Origin of the sequence: Roseivivax sediminis (assembly GCF_900112685.1) — a bacterium.
Classification (GTDB): Bacteria; Pseudomonadota; Alphaproteobacteria; order Rhodobacterales; family Rhodobacteraceae; genus Roseivivax; species Roseivivax sediminis.
In genome coordinates this window covers 608,877-625,876 of the sequence record NZ_FOMS01000001.1, presented here as the reverse complement: position 1 = coordinate 625,876, position 17,000 = coordinate 608,877, and the positions used below count along the sequence as shown (strand labels likewise).

The following is a 17,000-nucleotide window of genomic DNA, read 5'->3' as shown; positions in this document are numbered from 1 at the left end:
GAGCCGACAGAACCAGCGATAGGCCAGGTTCAAATGAACCTCCTCGCAAAGCCGCCGTTCTGACCGGATGCCGAAGGCGTAGCCGACGATCAGCATGCGGATCATCAGCTCCGGATCGACCGAGGGGCGGCCCGTCATGCTGTAGAATGGTGCGAGATGGCGGCGCATGTCTCCGAGATCAACGAAGCGGTCGATGCCCCTGAGCAGATGCTCCGCCGGGACGTGGTCTTCTATTGCGAACTCGTAGAACAGCGCGCCCTGCGAAACCTGCCTCGGCCCCATCATCGCCAGTTCTCCCATGCTTCAGGAGAATTGAATCAGCACCAGTGACGTCGCTCAAGCGGAGTTTTTCAACACCATCTGCGCAAAGCGGCCGACGGCCGGACCCAGATATGCTTCAAAGCCGGATGTGGGCCGCCATGGTTTCGCAGTGATAGATCATTCCGCCCGTACGCGCTGCCAGAAGGCCGTTTTCGGGGATGCGCCTAGCATAGGGTCTCCAGATACTCCGCGTGGGATGGGTGCGAGCCGAAGTTTTCGATCTCGGCGTCTGCCGCGGCGCATGAGGTCAGATGGCGGGCGGCGTGGCCGTAGCGGCCCGACCGGGCTCGATCGAGGGCGAAGTTGATCATCGAGCGCCACAGCAGGACGGCTGCCAGCGGGTGGCCCGGGGCGAGGGCGTCGGCGAGCGGGGTGAGGATTTCGTAGGCGTCGCCGTCGATCTCGTCGCTGCGGGCGTCGATGAGCTCAGCTGCAAGCGGCAGATCGGGCGCCTCGAGGCAATAGACCAGCGCCTGCGCGATCGGCTCGTGCCTCAGAACGAGCCGGCGCGCGGCGTCTTCGGCCTCGATGTCGTCGAAGTCGGGCAGGAGGCTCAGATGGCGGCGCAAAGCGGCGGGGCAGAGATGGCGCTCGAAGCGGTGCCAGAGGGCGGCGCGCAGATCGTCCGTCCGGCCGAGCGCCTCGAGGCAGGCAAAACGCGCTTCGTCGAGCTCGGGCGTGTCGTCCCATGGAACGCTGCTGTCGCGCGGCCGCACGGCCTCGATCAGACGCAGCGCCTCCTCGGGGCGACCGGCCTCCAGCAGGCGCGTCGCGGCGGCGGGGGCAATCGTGACATAGGTCAGCTGCTCCGGCGTGTATTGCGCGAGCCAGCTGTCGACGTCGCCTTCCGCGTCCGCCACGTCCCGCAGGATCATGTCGGCCGTCAGGTTGCGCCCGGCGAGGGCACGCTCGGCGCGTGCGGTGGCGTCTGGGATGAAGCCGTACCGGGCGTGGTCAGCCTCGGTCAGCGGCGCATCGCGCGCAGCTTCGGCCAGCGCCCTGAGGCGCGCCAGGCCGGTAGCCCCGAGCGCCTCCGCCAGCGCGGGCACGGCGTCGTCGAAGGCCCCGTAGCCATCCTCCGAGACCGCCTCGAAGACGTCCTCGGCCAGCGCCTCCGGCGCCCTGCTCAGCCGCGGTGCGAGCCGATCGATAGCCGCCATGGCATCGCCCATGACGTCGCCGATCGTGCCCCAGCTGTCGTCGGTGCGCTCGTGGATGCCGGCTGCGAGGTGCAGCTGCGTCCAGAGAAGGTCGAAGGCGGTATCCGGATCGTCCGGCGCGATGCGGGTTTCGATGAGCTGCGTCAGATCCGACAGTTCCTGCGCCAGCTTCTTCTGCGCCTTGCGCGAGAGGAAGCTGCGGCCCCGGCGGATCGAGGCGAAGCGCTTGAGCACGTCCGCCCGGATCGTCTCCAGCCCCTGATCGGCGGAGAGCATCATGCGCACCCGGCGCTGCCGGGCCGCGTCGCCCTTTACCGTTTCGAGCAGAAGGTCCGCGAGCGTGTCCGCGCCGAGCGCTACGAGGTTCGCCTTGTTCAGAGCCTTGCGCGCCATTCTCTCCTCCTCGCCCCGACGCGACGACGGTCGGGATCATGCACCGCCAAGCAAAGCCTACAAGCGTTGTCTGGAAATAGTATGGGCGCCCACTGGGCGCCCCTACATCTTGGCCAGACCTGAGTTGTCGCGAAATCCTTATCCCGATTTCGAGACAACTTTATCCGGATTCACACCGTCAGTGTGTCCAGGCCCCACGGCGGTCGTGGGCAAAGTTCTCCGCATAGCCGCGCGGGCGCACATTGGTCGCGCGCGATTTCGGCTCGAAGACGTCGGCGTCGATCCCGTGGTCGCGGGCGTACTCTTCGGCCTCCTTGCGGGTGTCGAAGCGGATCTGCACCTGCGCCTGGGTGTCGTCGGACGACGTCCAGCCCATCAGCGGATCGACCGTCCGCGCGCTTTCGGGCAGGAATTCCAGAACCCAGTGCTTGGTCCGCGCCCGGCCCGAGGACATGGCGGTCTTGGACGGCTGGTAGATTCTCGCGCGCATCGTCTCACCTCTCGTCTCGGCACCGGGGTTATCGACAAAAACGGCCGCGCTTTCAAGCCGCTCCGGACGGCTCGCGCTGCGGCACGATTTCGTCAGCCCATGTCATAGCGATTCCCGCTACCCTCGGGGCAGTATTTGCATCGGCAGAGGACGTTTCAATGAAGAGATTGCAGGCCGCAGCGGCGGCATTGACGTGCGCGGCGGGGCCGCTCTGGGCGGCCGAGGGCACGCGCGTCACCGTCACCGGAGAGATCATCGACACCTGGTGTTATTATTCCGGCGTCATGGGCGGGCCCGACGCGGTCGTCGGCTCGGCCCATCACACCTGCGCGCTGTGGTGTTCGGCCGGCGGCATCCCGGTCGGCCTGCTGACGCCCGAGGGCGAGGTCTACATGGTGCTCAAGCTGCCGGGGACCGATCAACTCGCCGGCGGCGACACGGCGCTGCGGCTGGCGTCCCACACCGTGACGGCGGAGGGGATGCACTACAGCCGCGACGGGCTCGACTACATCCTCGTGGAGGAGGTCGTGTCGGACCGTGGAATCACCAACCTCAATCACGAGGATTACGGCGTCGTGCCCGGCTTCGCGATCCCCGACGATGCGCTGGAGAACTGAGATGCGGACGCTGATCGCGATGGCGGTACTGGCCTCCGGCCCGGCCCTGGCGCAGGACTTCTCCGAAGGGTCGGAGGCAAGCGAATGGGGCCTTTTCGGCGAGCGGACGGCGCGGTTCGAGGCCGAGGTGGTGGACCCGATCTGCACGCTTTCCGGCGACTGCGCGCAGGCCTGCGCCGACGGCCGGCAGATGGCGCTTCTGCGGCGCGCCGACGAGGTTCTGGTGATGCCGCTGAAGAACCGGCAGACCGTTTTCTCGGGCGCCGCTGCCGACCTTGCACCCTATTGCGGCGAGACGGTGGAGGTCGACGGCCTGCTGATCGAGAACCCCGAGATCGGCGCGACCAACGTCTACATGGTTCAGCGCATCCGGCGTCTGCCCGATGGCGCGTGGTCCGAGACGACCCGCTTCACGGAGGCGTGGGCCGAGGCCAACCCGGACGCCGCAGGCGACGGCCCCTGGTTCCGCCGCGACCCGCGCATCGCGGCCGAGATCGCGCGCGAAGGCTGGCTCGGCCTTGGCCCGGAGGCCGAGGACGCCTTCCTCCGCGACTGGCTGGGCGTGGAATGACCGGCCGGCGGATTGCGCTCGGCGCCGCGCTCGTGGTGCTGACACTCGGCACGGCCCGGGCGGAGACGCCGTTTCCGATCGCCCTCGGCGGGTCCTTCACGCTGACGGACGACAACGGTGCCGCGCGCACCGAGGCGGCAGAGGGCGCCGACCTTCAGTTGCTGTTCTTCGGCTACGCCAATTGCGAGCAGATCTGCTCCGCTGCGCTGCCGCTCATGGGTGGAGCGGTCGACCGGCTGACCGAGGCGGGACTCGCCGCAGTGCCGGTGATGGTGACCGTCGATCCCGGCCGCGACCGTGTGGGCACGATGAGCGCGACCCTCGCGGCCCATCACCCGGCTTTCGTCGGGCTGACCGGCACGGAAGCCGAGCTTCAGTCGGTCTACGACCTGTTCGGCGTGGAAAAGGAGATCCTGTTCCGCGACCCGGCCGGCGCGCCGGTCTACGCGCATGGCAGCCATATCTACCTGCTGGACGGGGCAGGGCGGTTCCTGACGCTCCTGCCGCCGATCCTCGCGCCGGAGCGGCTTGCGGAGATCGCACAGGGCTATATTGACGGCTGAGACCTCATTTGCGTTTCGCGCGTGGGACTGAGGGGGGCCGGCGGCGGGGTATGCGGCCCCCGCCGAACGACCGGCTTTCGCGTCACCACTCGAAGGCGTCGACCTCGACGCGCCTGCCGAGCGTGAAGGCGTCCGCGACGTGCCGCATGGGCGACAGGTCCACCTCACTCTCCCCGTTCGCCAGAAGCTCCGCAAAGCGTGCGTATAGTCCGGCATACTCCCGGTCCGGGCCCGCCGACATCTCCGTCCCGTCGACACTCAGCCGCGCGCCGCCGTCCGACAGGGTCGCGGTACCGGCACCTGTCTCGATCACGATGTCCCAGGTCTGCGGCCCCTCCTGCCGCCAGTCAAAAGCGGCGGTGACCTCCGCCCCCTCGGGGTCGCGAAAGGTCAGGTCGGCGGCGATCGGCGTCAGCCGGTTCGCCGGGAAGGACAGTTCCGCCGCGCTGAGGTGCAGCGGCCGGGGGTGGATCGCGGTCAGCACCGACAGCGCGTTGATCCCCGGATCGAAGACGCCGAGCCCGCCGGGCTCCCACACCCAGTCCTGTCCGGGATGCCAGCGGCGCACGTCCTCCTTCCAGGTGATCTCAACTCTCCGGATGTCCTTGCCCGCAAGCCAGTCGCGCGCCGCCGCGACCGACGCCGCGTGCCGCGAATGCCAGGTGGCAAACAGGGTCAGTCCCCGCGCCTCGGCGAGCGCGATCAGGTCATGGACCTCCGACAGCGTCGCGCCCGGCGGCTTCTCCAGCATCACGTGGCGCCCGGCCAGCAGCGCCCGGCGCGCATCGGCGTAGCGGGGCCCCGGCGGCGTGCAGAGCGACACCGCGTCGATATCGGTTCGCGCCGCCAGGAGCGTCTCGAGAGAGGAAAACCCGTCCACCCCGTCCACCCCGGCATTGCGGCTCGCCGTCGCGGCGAGGCTGAAGGCCCCGCTTCCGGCGATGGCGGGGATGTGCTGGTCGCGGGCGATCTTGCCGATGCCGACAAGGGCGATCTGCCGGGCCATCAATGCGAATCCTTCGGAACGGCGGCGCCGCGGCAGCCGCGAAGAAAGTCGAAATCGGCGCCTGTATCGGCCCCCTCCACATGCGTATGGAACAGCTGCGCGTAGCCGCCCACGGGCGCCTCGGGCGCTGTCCATTCCGCGAGCCGCCGCGCGATCTCCTCCTCGGGCACGTCCAGATGAAGGCGCCGCGCCGCCACGTCGAGCTCGATCATGTCGCCGTCGCGCACGATGGCGAGCGGCCCGCCCACCGCCGCCTCGGGCGAGGTGTGCAGCACCACGGTGCCGTAGGCGGTGCCCGACATGCGCGCGTCCGAGATCCGCACCATGTCGGTGATCCCCTTGCGCAGCACCTTCGGCGGCAGGCCCATGTTGCCGACCTCGGACATGCCGGGATAGCCCTTCGGCCCGCAATTCTTCAGCACCATCACAGAGGTCTCGTCGATGTCGAGATCCTCGTCGGCGATCTTCGCCTTGTAGTCGTCGATATCCTCGAACACCACGGCGCGGCCGCGATGGAACATCAACTCGGGCGAGGCCGCTGACGGCTTCAGCACCGCGCCGCCCGGCGCGAGGTTGCCGCGCAGCACCGCGATCCCGCCCGAGGCGGCGAGCGCCTTCTCCACCGGCAGGATCACGGCCTCGTTCCAGTTCACCGCGTCCCTGACCTCGTCCCAGATGCCGCTGCCCGAGACGGTCAGCGCGTCCTTGTTGAGCATCCCGCCCTCGCCGAGGCGCTTCAGCACAACGGGCAGGCCGCCGGCATAGAAGAACTCCTCCATCAGGTATTTGCCCGACGGCATCAGGTTCACGACCGTGGGCACGTCGCGCCCCAGCCGGTCCCAGTCGTCGAGCGTCAGGTTCACGCCGACGCGCCCCGCAAGCGCAAGGATATGCACCACCGCGTTCGTGGACCCTCCGATGGCGCCGTTGGTGCGGATCGCGTTCTCGAAGGCCGCCCTGGTCAGTACGTCGGACGGCTTCAGGTCGTCCTTGACCATCTGCACGATGCGCCGGCCCGAAAGCTGCGCCATCACCCGCCGCCGCGCGTCGACCGCCGGGATCGCGGCGTTGCCCGACAGCGCCATGCCCAGCGCCTCGGCCATCGACGCCATGGTCGAGGCGGTGCCCATCGTGTTGCAGGTGCCCGACGACCGGCTCATCGCCTGCTCGGCCTCGAGGAAATCCTCCTTCGACATCTTCCCGGCCTTGATGTCCTCCGACATCTGCCAGAGCGCGGTGCCAGAGCCCACGCGCTCCCCCCGGAACCAGCCGTTCAGCATCGGCCCGCCGGTCACCACGATCGACGGCAGATCCGTGGACGCCGCCCCCATCATGAGCGACGGGGTGGTCTTGTCGCAGCCCACCAGCAGCACGGCGCCGTCGATGGGCTGGGCGCGCATAACCTCCTCCACCGCCATGGCGGCGAGGTTGCGGTACATCATCGCCGTGGGGCGGAAGGTGTTCTCGGACGCGCTGAACACCGGCACCTCCAGCGGGAAGCCTCCGGCCTCCCAGATCCCCGCCTTCACCTTCTCGGCCAGCTCGCGCAGATGCCCGTTGCAGGGCGTCAGCTCCCCCCACGTATTGAGAATGCCGATCACCGGCCGCCCGTCGAACAGGTCGTGCGGGTAGCCCTGGTTTTTCAGCCAGCCGCGGTGGTAGATGTGATCGCGCGACGTGCCCCCGTACCACTCCTGCGAACGCAGCTTGCGGGGCCAGGTGGCGGGCGTGAAAGTCATCGTCGTTTCCTTCGGCTGTCCTGTGCGTACCTCCACCCTTTCGGGCGCGCGCACCTGCTTCTTTGGGCCTCAAATACTCCGGGGAGTGTGAGGGGCTGGCCCCTCACCGGTCCTGTCCCGTCCGCCCCGCGCACCGGCACGGACGACTCGCGGGTAGGGTGGGCAATCTGCCCACCCCGGCGCTCACCCCTGTTTCTGCTTGTTGTAGACGTCGAAGATCACCGCCGCGAGCAGCACCAGCCCCTTGATCACCTGCTGGTAGTCGATGCCGATCCCCATGATCGACATGCCGTTGTTCATCACCCCCATGATGAAGGCGCCGACCACCGCGCCGACGATCTTGCCGACGCCGCCCGACATCGACGCGCCGCCGATGAACACCGCCGCGATCACGTCGAGCTCCATCGCGAAGCCCGCCTTCGGCGTCGCCGTGTTCAGCCGCGCCGCGAAGACGAGGCCCGCCAGCGCCGCGAGGAACCCCATGTTGACGAAGGTGAGGAAGGTCAGCCGTTCGGTCGCGATCCCTGACAACTTGGCGGCCTTGGAATTGCCGCCGAGCGCGTAGATCCGCCGGCCCAGCGTCGTCTTCTCGGTCAGGAAGGCGTAGACGATCGTCAGCACGCCCATCGTCACCAGCACGTTCGGCAGGCCGCGGAAGGTCGACAGCTTCCAGATCAGGAACAGGCACGCCCCCGCAACGATGATGTTGCGCAGCGCGAAGAGCGCGGAGGGCTCGTCCTCGATCCCGTAGGTCTTGTTCCGGGCGCGCTGGCGCAGGCCCATGTAGACGATCGCCATCACCGCGATCACGCCCACGGCCAGCGCGGTGACGTTCGGCCGGTCGACCCCGAAGACGTCCGGGATGAACCCCGTGGACAGCGCCTGGAAAGACCGCGGGAACGGCCCCACCGACTGCCCTTCGAGCAGCCACAGCGACGCGCCCCGGAAGACCAGCATGCCAGCCAGCGTCACGATGAAGGAGGGGATCTTCCAGTAGGCCACCCAGTAGCCCTGCGCCGCGCCGATCACGATGCCGGCCAGCAGGCACAGGACGATCGCCGCGATCACCGGCAGGCCCCAGTTCACGATCATCACCGCCGCGAGCGCGCCGATGAAGCCCATCACCGAGCCCACCGACAGGTCGATGTTGCCGCCGACGATGACGATCAGCATCCCCAGCGCCATGATGATGATATAGCTGTTCTGCAGGAACAGGTTGGTGATGTTGATGGGCCGCAGCAGCGTGCCGTCGGTCACGATCTGGAAGAACACCATGATCGCGATGAGTGCGAAGAGCAGCCCGTAATCGCGCATGTGCCCGGCAAGGTAGTTGCCCCAACCCTTGGAGCCGCCGGCGGTCTCGGTTTGCGTTGCCGTATCGGTCATACCCACCCTCTCAATCGGTCACGATGAGCGACATGATGCGCTCCTGGCTGGCCTCCTCGGCGGTCAGCTCGCCGACGAACGCGCCCTCGTTCATCACGTAGATCCGGTCGCAGAGGCCCAGGAGTTCGGGCATCTCCGACGAGATCATCACCACGCCCTTGCCGTCTTTCGACAGGTCGTTGATGATATTGTAGATTTCGAATTTCGCCCCGACATCGATGCCGCGCGTCGGCTCGTCGAGGATCAGTACCTGCGGCCCGGCGAAGAGCCACTTGGACAGCACCACCTTCTGCTGGTTGCCGCCCGAGAGGTTCACCACCTTCTGGAAGACCGACGGCGTGCGGATGTTCATCGCCCGCCGGTATTCCTCGGCGACGCGCGTCTCTTCCTCGTGCTGCAACACGCCGCCATTGGCGACCTTCGGCAGGTTCGCCAGCGTGATGTTGCGCACGATGGGCTCGTCGAGGACGAGGCCCAGCTCCTTGCGGTCCTCGGTCACGTAGGCAAGGCCCGAGGCGATGGCGCGCGCGACGGTCGAGACGTCCGCCTCGGCCCCCGCGACCTTCACCCGGCCGGTGATGTTCTGCCCGTAGCTCTTGCCGAAGATCGACATGGCCAGTTCCGTGCGGCCCGCGCCCATGAGGCCGGCGATGCCCACGACCTCGCCGCGGCGGACGTGGAAGGACACGTTGTCGACCACCTGCCGCTCGGAGTGTTCGGGGTGCGCGACGCACCAGTTCTCGACCTCGAGAAGCATCTCGCCGGCGCGACGTTCGCGCGCCGGGTAGCGGTTCTCCAGCGACCGGCCGACCATGTCGCGCACGATCTGATCCTCGGTCAGCGCCTCGGCCTTCGCGTCGCGGCTGGCGACGGTGGCGCCGTCGCGCAGCACCGTCACGCTGTCGGCGACGCGCCGCACCTCGTTCAGCTTGTGGCTGATGATGATCGACGTGACGCCCTGTTTCTTCAGCTCCAGGATCAGGTCGAGAAGCGCCTGGCTGTCGCTTTCGGACAGGGCGGCGGTCGGCTCGTCGAGGATCAGCAGGCGCACTTCCTTGGACAGCGCCTTGGCGATTTCCACGAGCTGCTGCTTGCCCACGCCGATGCGGTCCACCAGCGTCGTCGGTGCCTCGTGCAGCCCGACCTTGCGCAGAAGCTCCACCGCGCGGGCATTGGTCTCCTGCCAGGAGATGATGCCGCCGGTGGCACGTTCGTTGCCGAGAAAGATGTTCTCGGCGATCGACAGGAGCGGCACCAGCGCCAGTTCCTGATGGATGATGATGATGCCGCGGCGTTCGCTGTCGGCGATGCCGGAAAAGGCCATCACCTCGCCGTCATAGACGATGTCGCCGTCGTAGCTGCCATGCGGGTAGACGCCCGACAGCACCTTCATCAGCGTCGACTTGCCGGCGCCGTTCTCGCCCACCAGCGCGTGGATCTCGCCCTCGCGGACCGAGAAGGTCACGTCGTCGAGCGCCTTCACCCCCGGAAAGGTCTTGGTGATGCCGCGCATCTCCAGAAGCGGTGTCATGCCAGGTGCTCCTGCAATCCGGCGCGCGACGCCAAACCCGGCCGGGTTGGCCGCGGGACATCGCCCCATCGGCGCACCCGGCGCGCATGCGCCATGCCCGACCTCCCCGCCGGGAGGGCATTCGTCGATCCGGCGACGCACTTGCGACGGGCGGGCTTGAACGGATCCGGCGTCGACGCTTGCGGCTTGGCCCTCTCGAGGTCGGGCATGGCGCATGCGCGCCCTGGAAACTGACTATCGCGCATTGTTCAGAGATCTCCCACGTGCCGGGCCCCGCCCGCCGGGCGGACAGGGCCCAAGCACCGATCAGTTGCTGCCGGTCTCGATCTGGTCGCGGGTGTAGTAGCCGGACTCCAGAAGCACGTCCTCCCAGTTGTCCGCATCCACCGCGACGGGTTCGAGAAGGTACGACGGGACGACCTTGACGCCGTTGTCGTAGGTCTCGGTGTCGTTGATCTCGGGTTCGCCGCCTTCGAGCAGCGCCTCGACCATGCCGACGGTCACGCGCGCCAGTTCGCGGGTGTCCTTGAAGATGGTCGAATACTGCTCCCCGGCGAGGATCGACTTGACCGAGGGCACCTCTGCGTCCTGGCCGGTGACGATGGGCATCTCCTGATCGCCCGAGCCGTAGCCGACGCCCTTGAGCGAGGACAGGATGCCGATCGACAGCCCGTCATAGGGCGACAGCACGCCATGCACGGTGTCGTCGGTGTAATGCGCCGACAGAAGGTTATCCATGCGCGACTGCGCCACCGCGCCGTCCCAGCGCAGCGTGCCGACGGTGTCCATGCCCATCTGGCCGGATTTCACGTTGATCTGCCCGTCGTCGATCATCGGCTGCAGCACCGACATCGCGCCGTCGTAGAAGAAATAGGCGTTGTTGTCGTCGGGCGAGCCGCCGAACAGTTCCACGTTCCAGGTGTCGGCGTCGGGGAAACGCTCTTCGAGGCCCTCCACCAGCGACGTCGCCTGCTGCACGCCGACCTGGAAGTTGTCGAAGGTCGCGTAGTAGTCGACATATTCGCTGTCGCGGATCAGCCGGTCGTAGGCGATGGTGCGGATGTCCGAGAAATGCGCGTTCTCGAGCGCGTTCGACAGCGTGGTGCCGTCGATGGCCGCGATCACCAGCACGTCGACGCCCTTGGTGATCATGTTCTCGATCTGGGCGAGCTGGTTGGGGATGTCGTCCTCTGCGTATTGCAGATCGGTCTCGTAGCCGGCTTCCTCGAACTGGCGCACCATGCTTTCGCCGTCCGATATCCAGCGCGCCGAGGACTTGGTGGGCATGGCGATGCCGATGGTGCCCTTGTCCTGGGCGAAGGCCGCGCCGGCCGAGAGGCCGAGCGTCAGCGCAAGGGCCGAAAGCCCCGCGGTGGTGAATTTCATGTCTGTCCTCCCTGGGGGCGCCCGTGTCCTCCGCGCGGCCCCGTGAACTCGTCTTGCCAAAAGTGACGGGGCGCGAAGGGCGCGGTCCCCTGCGGCGAACCTACCGATGAACGTGCATACCCATCAAATAATACTTTTTGCGTTTTTCATATCGCATACGGTATGCGTTGCCCATGCGTGACGCGTTTCAGCGCCTGTCCTGGCGGCAACTCAGGCTGATCCAGGCGATCGCGGCCGACGGGCAGATCTCGGTCGCCGCCGACCGGCTGGCGATGACCCAGCCCGGCGCCTCGCGTATGCTGTCGGAGGTCGAGAAGATCGTCGGCGAGCCGCTGTTCGACCGGCACCCGAAAGGCGTGACCCCCACAGGGATCGGCGCGGTGTTGACCCGCCACGCCGGCGCACTCCTCAGCGGTTTGGACGATGCGGCCTCTGAGGTCGAAGCTTTCCGCGCCGGCCGCGCGGGCCGGGCGCGGGCCGGGGCGGTCACGGGGGCGGCGCTGGCCTACCTGGTGCCGGCTATCCGCGCGCTGCGGCAGGAGACCTCGGCCGCGGAGATCGGCCTCGAGGTCGCGCCATCCACGGACCTGATGGCCGGTCTGCTGAACGGGGAGTTCGACTTCGTGCTGTCGCGTCTGCCCCCCGGTACCGATGCGCGCCAGTTCGACATCCTCGGCAGCCGCGAAGAAGAGGTGGAGATCCTGGCCCGTCCCGGCCATCCGCTGGCCGGCCGCCGGGGGCTGCGCCTTGAGGATCTCGGCGCGCTGACCTGGGTGATGCAGGCGCCGGGCATGCCGGTGCGCGAGGCGGTGGTCGCGGCCCATCTCGCGCGCGGGCTGCGCCCGCCGCCCGAAGTGGTCGACACCGCCTCCGTCCTGGCGACGCTCGCCTATCTGCTGGAGACGGACGCGGTGTCGCCCGCCGCCCGCGAGGTCGCGGGGCTGCTCGGCGGGACAACGGGCTCGCTCGTGCGGCTCGATCTGCGCGACGTGGTCTCGCTCTCGCCCTACCACCTGATCCGCCTGCGCTCGCGTCCGGTCAGCCCGCTGGCGGAGCGGTTGATGGCGCTGGTGCAGGCGCGGCTCGGGGCCTGAGGCTCAGAACCTGTCGACCGGGATCTTCAGGTAGCTGTGGCCGTCGGCCTCGGCCTCGGGCAGGCGGCCGCCGCGCAGGTTGACCTGAAGCGCGGCGAGCATCCGGTCGGGCAGGGGCAGCGTCGCGTCCCGCTTCTCGCGCCGGGCGATCCACTCCTCGCGCGCTGTGCCGTCCTTGACGTGCGGGTTGTGCGCGCGGTGCTCCGCCACCGTCGCCTCCCACGCCGGTTCGTCCCGCCCCGGCCCGCCGTAATCGTGGCCAACGAACAGCCGCATTTCGCCGGGCCAGCCGAGGATGGTCTGCAGCGAGTCCCAAAGTACCGAAGCGGAGCCGCCGGGAAAGTCGCAGCGCGAGGTGCCCACATCCACGTGCATCAGCGTGTCGTGCACGAACGCGGCATCGCCGCACTTGTAGGTGATCGACCCCAGCGTGTGCCCCGGCGACAGCGTCACGGAGACCTGAAGGTTGCCGATCGCGAAGGTCTCTCCGTCCTCGAAGAGCCGGTCGAAGTCGCGGTCCGGATCGAAGGCGCCCGGCAGGTGGTAGAGGTCCTCCCAAAGCTTCGCGATCTCGCGCACACGCGCCCCGATGGCCGCCGGCACGTTTAGCCGCGCCTTCAGCCGGGCGGAGGCCATGAGGTGATCGGCATGGGGGTGGGTGTCGAGGATCCATTCCACGTGCAGCCCGTTCTCGGCCACGATCCCCAGCACCTGCTCCAGGCTCGCCTCGGAGGTGGCCGCATGCGCGGGGTCGAAGTTCAGCACCACGTCGATCAGCGTGGCGGACTTCGTCTCGGGGTCGGCGCAGATATACTGGATGGAGCCGCTGTCCGGCTCGTAGATGCCCCAGACATCGGGGCTCCCCGTGCCGCGCGACGGGGAGTGGCGGACGATGGCATCGGTCATGTGGCGGGTCCTTTCCTGTGTGTCATGGCGGACTTCGCACGCCCGCCCATCCAGAGCCCGGCCAGCATCGCCGGTACGAAGACCAGCGTGCCGGGGGCGGCCAGCGGCAACGCGGTGAGGGCCGGGCCGGGGCAGAAGCCGCCGATCCCCCAGCCGAGGCCGAACAGCGCCGCGCCGGTCAGGAGCGGCGCGTCGATGGCGCGGGCGCTCGGCAGGTCGAATTCGGGCATACGCAAGGGGGCGGCCCGGCGCCAGACGAGGCGGTAGCCGACATGCGCGGTCACCGTGGCGCCGGCCATGACGAAGGCGAGGCTGGGGTCCCACGTCCCGAAGAGGTCGAGGAAGTTCAGCACCTTGGCCGGGTCGGCCATGCCCGAGACGACGAGGCCGAGGCCGAAGACGAGGCCCGACAGCAGGCCGAGGATCGGGTTCATCGCGGGGCTCCTCAGATCAGGTGGCGCAGGACGAAGACGGTGACGATGGCGGTGCCCATGAAGGTCGCGACGGCGGCTAGCGAGCGCGGCGACAGCCGCGCCAGCCCGCAGACCCCGTGCCCCGAGGTGCAGCCCGAGCCGATCGCGGTGCCGGTGCCCACGATCAGGCCGGCCGCCGCCATCGCCGGCAGGTTCCCCGGAACCGTCTGCGCCGGCAGGTCCCCGGCCCAGAGCGCGTAGGCGAAGGGGGCGGCAAGCAGCCCGACAACGAAGCCGATGCGCCAGCGCGCGTCCGGCCCGCCGGTTATCGCCCCGAGGGCGCCGCGGGTGATGCCCGAGATCCCGGCGATCCGGCCGAAGATCGCCATGACCATCACGGCCGACAGCCCGATCAGGATGCCGCCCGCCAGCGAGGCGACCGGCGTGAAGGCGGTGACGGTGTCGAGCTCCATGCGCAACTTTCCTTGCGTTGTGTTCGGGCGCCATATATTAGCGGTAACTAATTTAGTAAAGCGTGAAGTGAAAATATCATGCCGCCTCCTGATCCGGACAATCCCGATCATGGCGCCGACCCGGTGGCGCCGGCCGATCTCGCGGCGCTGGAAGAGCGCGCCGAGCATGTGGCGGGGCTGCTGACGCTGATGGGCAATCCGCGTCGCCTGCTGATCCTGTGCCGGCTGGCAGAGGGCGAGGCCTCCGTGAGCGCGCTTCAGTCCGCCGTCGGGCTCAGCCAGTCGGCGCTGAGCCAGCACCTCGCCCGGCTGCGCGCCGCCGGCATCGTGCGGGCGCGGCGCGACGGGCAAAGCATGCACTACTCCATCTGCGACGACGACACGCGGGCGCTGATGGTGGCGCTCTACGACACATTCTGCGCGCAGGGCCGGTGACCGGTTGAGCCGCGCCGGCGCAGCGATCATGCTGGCGTGCAGAAGGAGAGGACCCGCCATGACGCTCAGACGGCTTGCCTGCCTGCTTGTGCTGCTTCCGACGTTGGCCTGGGGACAGGACCGCACGGAGGTCGCGCAGTTCTACCGTGCCTGGCTGTCGGACACGCTCTGGCCGATGGCGCGCGCAGAGGGGGTCTCGCGCTCGACCTTCGACGCGGCGCTGGGCGATGCGCGGCTGAACTGGGATCTGCCGGATCTCGTCCCGCCGGGGGCGGAGGCGGCGGTGCCGCGCGCGCAGCGGCAGTCGGAATTCGCCAGCCCCGCACGGTATTTCCGACCGAACGCGGTCCAGGGGGCAGCCGCCATCGGCCGCCAGATGGCCGCGCGACATGCCGATGCGCTCGCCGCGGCGGAGCGGGCGACGGGTGTGCCGGGCCGGATCGTGCTGGCAATCTGGGGCCGCGAGAGCGGGTATGGCCGCGTCGATATCCCGCACGACGCCTTCGAGGTGCTGGGCACCAAGGCCTTCATGTCCACCCGCGCGGAGTATTTCACCGAGGAACTGGTGGCGCTCCTTCAGATCGCGCAGGCGGGCCACGCCCCGCCCGGCGCGATGAAGTCGAGCTGGGCGGGCGCGCTGGGCCAGCCGCAATTCATGCCGTCGAGCTTCCTGAACTACGCCGCCGACGGCGACGGCGACGGACGCTCGGACATCTGGCGGTCGGAGGCGGACACGATCGCCTCTATCGCCACGTATCTTGCGCAGCATGACTGGGTGGCAGGCCGCGACTGGGGGTTCGAGGTCGTGGTGCCCGAGGACGTCTCCTGCGCCCTCGAAGGGCCGGATCAGGGGCGGCCGATCGCCGACTGGGCGGCGATGGGCATTTCGCGCGTCGGCGGCAAGGCGTTCCCGGAGCACGAGCTGCGCGGCGAGGGCTACCTGATGATGCCGGCGGGGCGGCACGGGCCGGCTTTCGTCGTCACGCCGAACTTCTACGTGCTGAAGGATTACAACATGAGCGACCTCTACGCGCTCTTCGTGGGGCATGTGGGGGACCGGATTGCCTATGGCATGAGCGATTTCGCGGCCGGTTGGGGCGATGTGGGCGGTCTCTATCGCTCCGACATCGCCGAGATGCAGCGCGGGCTGCAGGCGCTCGGTCACGATGTCGGCGGGGCGGACGGGCTGCCGGGCTTCAAGACGCGCCGCTCGATCGGCCGCTGGCAGGCGGATCGGGGCGAGACGCCGACCTGCTTTCCGCGCAAGGAGATGCTGGGCGCGCTTGGCGGGTGAGCGAGGGGCGGCCGCTAATCGCGAGCCCAAAACTGAGGGCCCGTCACCGCCTCCGTCCTCTCCTCTATCCCGCCGCCCCCTCTATGCAGTCGGACTGCAGGCGGCGCGGGCGCAGGCGGGACCAGCGGGGATCGGCCTCTTCGGGCAGGATCGCGCGCAGGCGCCGGAAGGGCAGGCGTCCCTCCAGGATCGCGCGGTAGAGCGGGAAGGCCCCGGGGCGCAGGTAGGGCGACCAGTGGCAGACCCGCGTGGCCGGCCGAGCGAGCCGGTGGCCGGCATGCCGCAGCGCCTCCAGCGTTGCCGCGTGGTCGATCTGCAGCGTCAGCGCGTTCGGCGCCAAGAGCCCGCGCGCGCCCAGCATAGAATCGCCCCGGGTCCCGGGACTCACGAAAAGCTCCATCAGCAGGTCGAAGACGTCGTTCTCGCGGCTCGTGACGGCCAGCAGGCGGGCGGCGCGGCCGGCCTCGCTCTCGGCGGCGGCGCGCGCGGTGGCGGTGAATTCCGCCGGGGCGAGCAGCAGCCCCCAGCCGAGCGCGCCGGGCGCGGCTTTCGTCAGCGCGTTCAGCACGACGCGCGCGCCGAGGGAATGGCCGATGGCGTGCACCGACCGCCCCGGGCAGCGCGCCTGTATCTCGGCCAGCAGCGTGGCGAGCGCGGTTCCGGCCGTTTCCGCCCCGCGATAGGCCTGCCGCACCGATCCGCGCGCCTGCCAGCCGAAGGAGATCGCCAGCCCGCGGTCGCGGCCCGGCCGGCCGAAGCCCAGATGCCGCGGCCAGCTGACGATCTTGGCATCGGCCTCACGGAATCTCGGTCTGAGCGAGAAGATCGTCTCGTGCGGGCAGTGGCGCGGCAACCCGGGCGCGTAGCTCAGCCCGTGCACCATGACCGCGATCGGCCCCGACCCGACCGTCGGGTCCGCAAGGGCCGCGTCCAGAACCGCGCCGAGGCTCGCCGTGCCGAAGGCCGGGGCGGGGGCCGCGTCCCGGGTCGTGACGCAGATGACCGGCATAAGAAGCGCTCCACTACATCTTGTGTGTGGGCGCTATCGTGCCACTGTTATGCTTGCGTGAAGATCAAGCGACAGTCCGATGACGGGCTTGACCCGGCGATATTTCGGCACTAGCCGGTGATCCGTGGCGATTTGTTACCGGATTGCGGGCCACGTAAAACAAGCCGCTAAAGAGGTCAGACGAAAGCGCCCCTTTCGCTTGGCCGCGATCGG

General features: G+C 68.7%; 18 protein-coding genes and 1 riboswitch. Of the genes, 6 read left to right on the top strand and 12 right to left on the bottom strand.

The genetic code is table 11. From position 1 onward, the window contains the following. From F3H57_RS03090 to F3H57_RS03080, 3 genes are all read right to left on the bottom strand, one after another. The coding region (locus tag F3H57_RS03090; RefSeq protein WP_149754387.1) for a transposase at window positions 1-285 on the bottom strand (285 nt) is incomplete at its 3' end. A 200-nt stretch (window positions 286-485) separates the two neighbouring features. Next, window positions 486-1,874 (bottom strand): DUF6880 family protein, encoded by a 1,389-nt coding sequence (locus tag F3H57_RS03085; protein ID WP_149754386.1) that lies wholly within the window; start codon window positions 1,872-1,874, stop codon window positions 486-488. 178 nt (window positions 1,875-2,052) lie between these two features. Continuing rightward, window positions 2,053-2,364: an ETC complex I subunit gene (locus F3H57_RS03080; RefSeq protein WP_149754385.1), complete on the bottom strand. Its 312-nt coding sequence runs from the start codon at window positions 2,362-2,364 to the stop codon at window positions 2,053-2,055. Between the two features lie 158 nt (window positions 2,365-2,522). Between F3H57_RS03080 and F3H57_RS03075 the strand changes: the two genes are divergently transcribed. From F3H57_RS03075 to F3H57_RS03065, 3 genes are read left to right on the top strand one after another with little or no spacing between them, the layout of a single operon-like run. Then, complete coding sequence (locus F3H57_RS03075; RefSeq protein WP_149754384.1) at window positions 2,523-2,981, top strand: hypothetical protein; 459 nt, start codon at window positions 2,523-2,525, stop codon at window positions 2,979-2,981. A gap of 1 nt (window position 2,982) precedes the next feature. Further along, a complete protein-coding gene (locus tag F3H57_RS03070; protein WP_149754383.1) occupies window positions 2,983-3,552 on the top strand; it encodes a hypothetical protein in 570 nt (189 codons plus the stop codon). Further along, the gene (locus tag F3H57_RS03065; RefSeq protein ID WP_149754382.1) at window positions 3,549-4,115 is read left to right on the top strand and encodes an SCO family protein; all 567 of its coding nucleotides are present in this window, start codon (window positions 3,549-3,551) and stop codon (window positions 4,113-4,115) included. Before F3H57_RS03070 ends, F3H57_RS03065 begins: the two co-directional genes overlap by 4 nt. An 82-nt stretch (window positions 4,116-4,197) precedes the next feature. On the opposite strand, the gene F3H57_RS03060 is transcribed toward F3H57_RS03065, so the two are convergent. The 5 genes from F3H57_RS03060 to chvE form a co-directional block, all read right to left on the bottom strand. After that, window positions 4,198-5,121, bottom strand: a complete 924-nt coding sequence (locus tag F3H57_RS03060) for a Gfo/Idh/MocA family protein (RefSeq protein WP_149754381.1) — start codon at window positions 5,119-5,121, stop codon at window positions 4,198-4,200. Continuing rightward, window positions 5,121-6,860, bottom strand: a complete 1,740-nt coding sequence (araD, locus tag F3H57_RS03055; protein ID WP_149754380.1) for an L-arabinonate dehydratase — start codon at window positions 6,858-6,860, stop codon at window positions 5,121-5,123. The genes F3H57_RS03060 and araD overlap by 1 nt, the downstream gene beginning before the upstream one ends. A gap of 183 nt (window positions 6,861-7,043) precedes the next feature. Next, the gene (mmsB, locus tag F3H57_RS03050; RefSeq protein WP_149754379.1) at window positions 7,044-8,246 is read right to left on the bottom strand and encodes a multiple monosaccharide ABC transporter permease; all 1,203 of its coding nucleotides are present in this window, start codon (window positions 8,244-8,246) and stop codon (window positions 7,044-7,046) included. A 10-nt stretch (window positions 8,247-8,256) separates the two neighbouring features. Continuing rightward, complete coding sequence (mmsA, locus tag F3H57_RS03045) at window positions 8,257-9,777, bottom strand: multiple monosaccharide ABC transporter ATP-binding protein (RefSeq protein WP_149754378.1); 1,521 nt, start codon at window positions 9,775-9,777, stop codon at window positions 8,257-8,259. A gap of 306 nt (window positions 9,778-10,083) precedes the next feature. Further along, a complete protein-coding gene (gene chvE, locus F3H57_RS03040; protein WP_149754377.1) occupies window positions 10,084-11,163 on the bottom strand; it encodes a multiple monosaccharide ABC transporter substrate-binding protein in 1,080 nt (359 codons plus the stop codon). Window positions 11,164-11,336: 173 nt separating this feature from the next. On the opposite strand from chvE, the gene F3H57_RS03035 reads away from it, so the two are divergent. Then, window positions 11,337-12,257, top strand: a complete 921-nt coding sequence (locus tag F3H57_RS03035) for a LysR family transcriptional regulator (protein ID WP_149754376.1) — start codon at window positions 11,337-11,339, stop codon at window positions 12,255-12,257. A 3-nt stretch (window positions 12,258-12,260) separates the two neighbouring features. Here F3H57_RS03035 and F3H57_RS03030 read toward each other — a convergent pair whose 3' ends face one another. The 3 genes from F3H57_RS03030 to F3H57_RS03020 are packed head-to-tail and all read right to left on the bottom strand — an operon-like array spanning window position 12,261 to window position 14,049. Next, window positions 12,261-13,163 (bottom strand): MBL fold metallo-hydrolase, encoded by a 903-nt coding sequence (locus F3H57_RS03030; protein WP_149754375.1) that lies wholly within the window; start codon window positions 13,161-13,163, stop codon window positions 12,261-12,263. Continuing rightward, window positions 13,160-13,597, bottom strand: a complete 438-nt coding sequence (locus tag F3H57_RS03025; RefSeq protein WP_149754374.1) for a DUF6691 family protein — start codon at window positions 13,595-13,597, stop codon at window positions 13,160-13,162. Before F3H57_RS03025 ends, F3H57_RS03030 begins: the two co-directional genes overlap by 4 nt. An 11-nt stretch (window positions 13,598-13,608) precedes the next feature. Next, window positions 13,609-14,049, bottom strand: coding sequence for a YeeE/YedE family protein (locus tag F3H57_RS03020; protein ID WP_149754373.1), 441 nt, complete (start codon window positions 14,047-14,049; stop codon window positions 13,609-13,611). Window positions 14,050-14,127: 78 nt separating this feature from the next. Between F3H57_RS03020 and F3H57_RS03015 the strand changes: the two genes are divergently transcribed. Both F3H57_RS03015 and F3H57_RS03010 read left to right on the top strand, forming a co-directional pair. Then, window positions 14,128-14,484, top strand: a complete 357-nt coding sequence (locus tag F3H57_RS03015) for an ArsR/SmtB family transcription factor (RefSeq protein WP_149754372.1) — start codon at window positions 14,128-14,130, stop codon at window positions 14,482-14,484. A 58-nt stretch (window positions 14,485-14,542) separates the two neighbouring features. Beyond that, on the top strand, window positions 14,543-15,778 hold the full coding sequence (locus F3H57_RS03010; protein WP_149754371.1) for a lytic murein transglycosylase: 1,236 nt from the start codon (window positions 14,543-14,545) through the stop codon (window positions 15,776-15,778). Window positions 15,779-15,842: 64 nt separating this feature from the next. Here F3H57_RS03010 and F3H57_RS03005 read toward each other — a convergent pair whose 3' ends face one another. Continuing rightward, entirely contained in the window at window positions 15,843-16,787 is a 945-nt protein-coding gene (locus F3H57_RS03005; protein ID WP_149754370.1) for an alpha/beta hydrolase family protein, read from the bottom strand. Window positions 16,788-16,901: 114 nt separating this feature from the next. Beyond that, window positions 16,902-16,979: riboswitch (SAM riboswitch) on the top strand. Window positions 16,980-17,000: the final 21 nt, after the last annotated feature.

Bases quoted from the DNA above. Each gene is read 5' to 3' on its own strand.
- F3H57_RS03085 (WP_149754386.1), bottom strand. From the start codon at position 1,874: ATGGCGCGCAAGGCTCTGAACAAGGCGAACCTCGTAGCGCTCGGCGCG.
- F3H57_RS03080 (WP_149754385.1), bottom strand. From the start codon at position 2,364: ATGCGCGCGAGAATCTACCAGCCGTCCAAGACCGCCATGTCCTCGGGC.
- F3H57_RS03075 (WP_149754384.1), top strand. From the start codon at position 2,523: ATGAAGAGATTGCAGGCCGCAGCGGCGGCATTGACGTGCGCGGCGGGG.
- F3H57_RS03070 (WP_149754383.1), top strand. From the start codon at position 2,983: ATGCGGACGCTGATCGCGATGGCGGTACTGGCCTCCGGCCCGGCCCTG.
- F3H57_RS03065 (WP_149754382.1), top strand. From the start codon at position 3,549: ATGACCGGCCGGCGGATTGCGCTCGGCGCCGCGCTCGTGGTGCTGACA.
- F3H57_RS03060 (WP_149754381.1), bottom strand. From the start codon at position 5,121: ATGGCCCGGCAGATCGCCCTTGTCGGCATCGGCAAGATCGCCCGCGAC.
- araD (WP_149754380.1), bottom strand. From the start codon at position 6,860: ATGACTTTCACGCCCGCCACCTGGCCCCGCAAGCTGCGTTCGCAGGAG.
- mmsB (WP_149754379.1), bottom strand. From the start codon at position 8,246: ATGACCGATACGGCAACGCAAACCGAGACCGCCGGCGGCTCCAAGGGT.
- mmsA (WP_149754378.1), bottom strand. From the start codon at position 9,777: ATGACACCGCTTCTGGAGATGCGCGGCATCACCAAGACCTTTCCGGGG.
- chvE (WP_149754377.1), bottom strand. From the start codon at position 11,163: ATGAAATTCACCACCGCGGGGCTTTCGGCCCTTGCGCTGACGCTCGGC.
- F3H57_RS03035 (WP_149754376.1), top strand. From the start codon at position 11,337: ATGCGTGACGCGTTTCAGCGCCTGTCCTGGCGGCAACTCAGGCTGATC.
- F3H57_RS03030 (WP_149754375.1), bottom strand. From the start codon at position 13,163: ATGACCGATGCCATCGTCCGCCACTCCCCGTCGCGCGGCACGGGGAGC.
- F3H57_RS03025 (WP_149754374.1), bottom strand. From the start codon at position 13,597: ATGAACCCGATCCTCGGCCTGCTGTCGGGCCTCGTCTTCGGCCTCGGC.
- F3H57_RS03020 (WP_149754373.1), bottom strand. From the start codon at position 14,049: ATGGAGCTCGACACCGTCACCGCCTTCACGCCGGTCGCCTCGCTGGCG.
- F3H57_RS03015 (WP_149754372.1), top strand. From the start codon at position 14,128: ATGCCGCCTCCTGATCCGGACAATCCCGATCATGGCGCCGACCCGGTG.
- F3H57_RS03010 (WP_149754371.1), top strand. From the start codon at position 14,543: ATGACGCTCAGACGGCTTGCCTGCCTGCTTGTGCTGCTTCCGACGTTG.
- F3H57_RS03005 (WP_149754370.1), bottom strand. From the start codon at position 16,787: ATGCCGGTCATCTGCGTCACGACCCGGGACGCGGCCCCCGCCCCGGCC.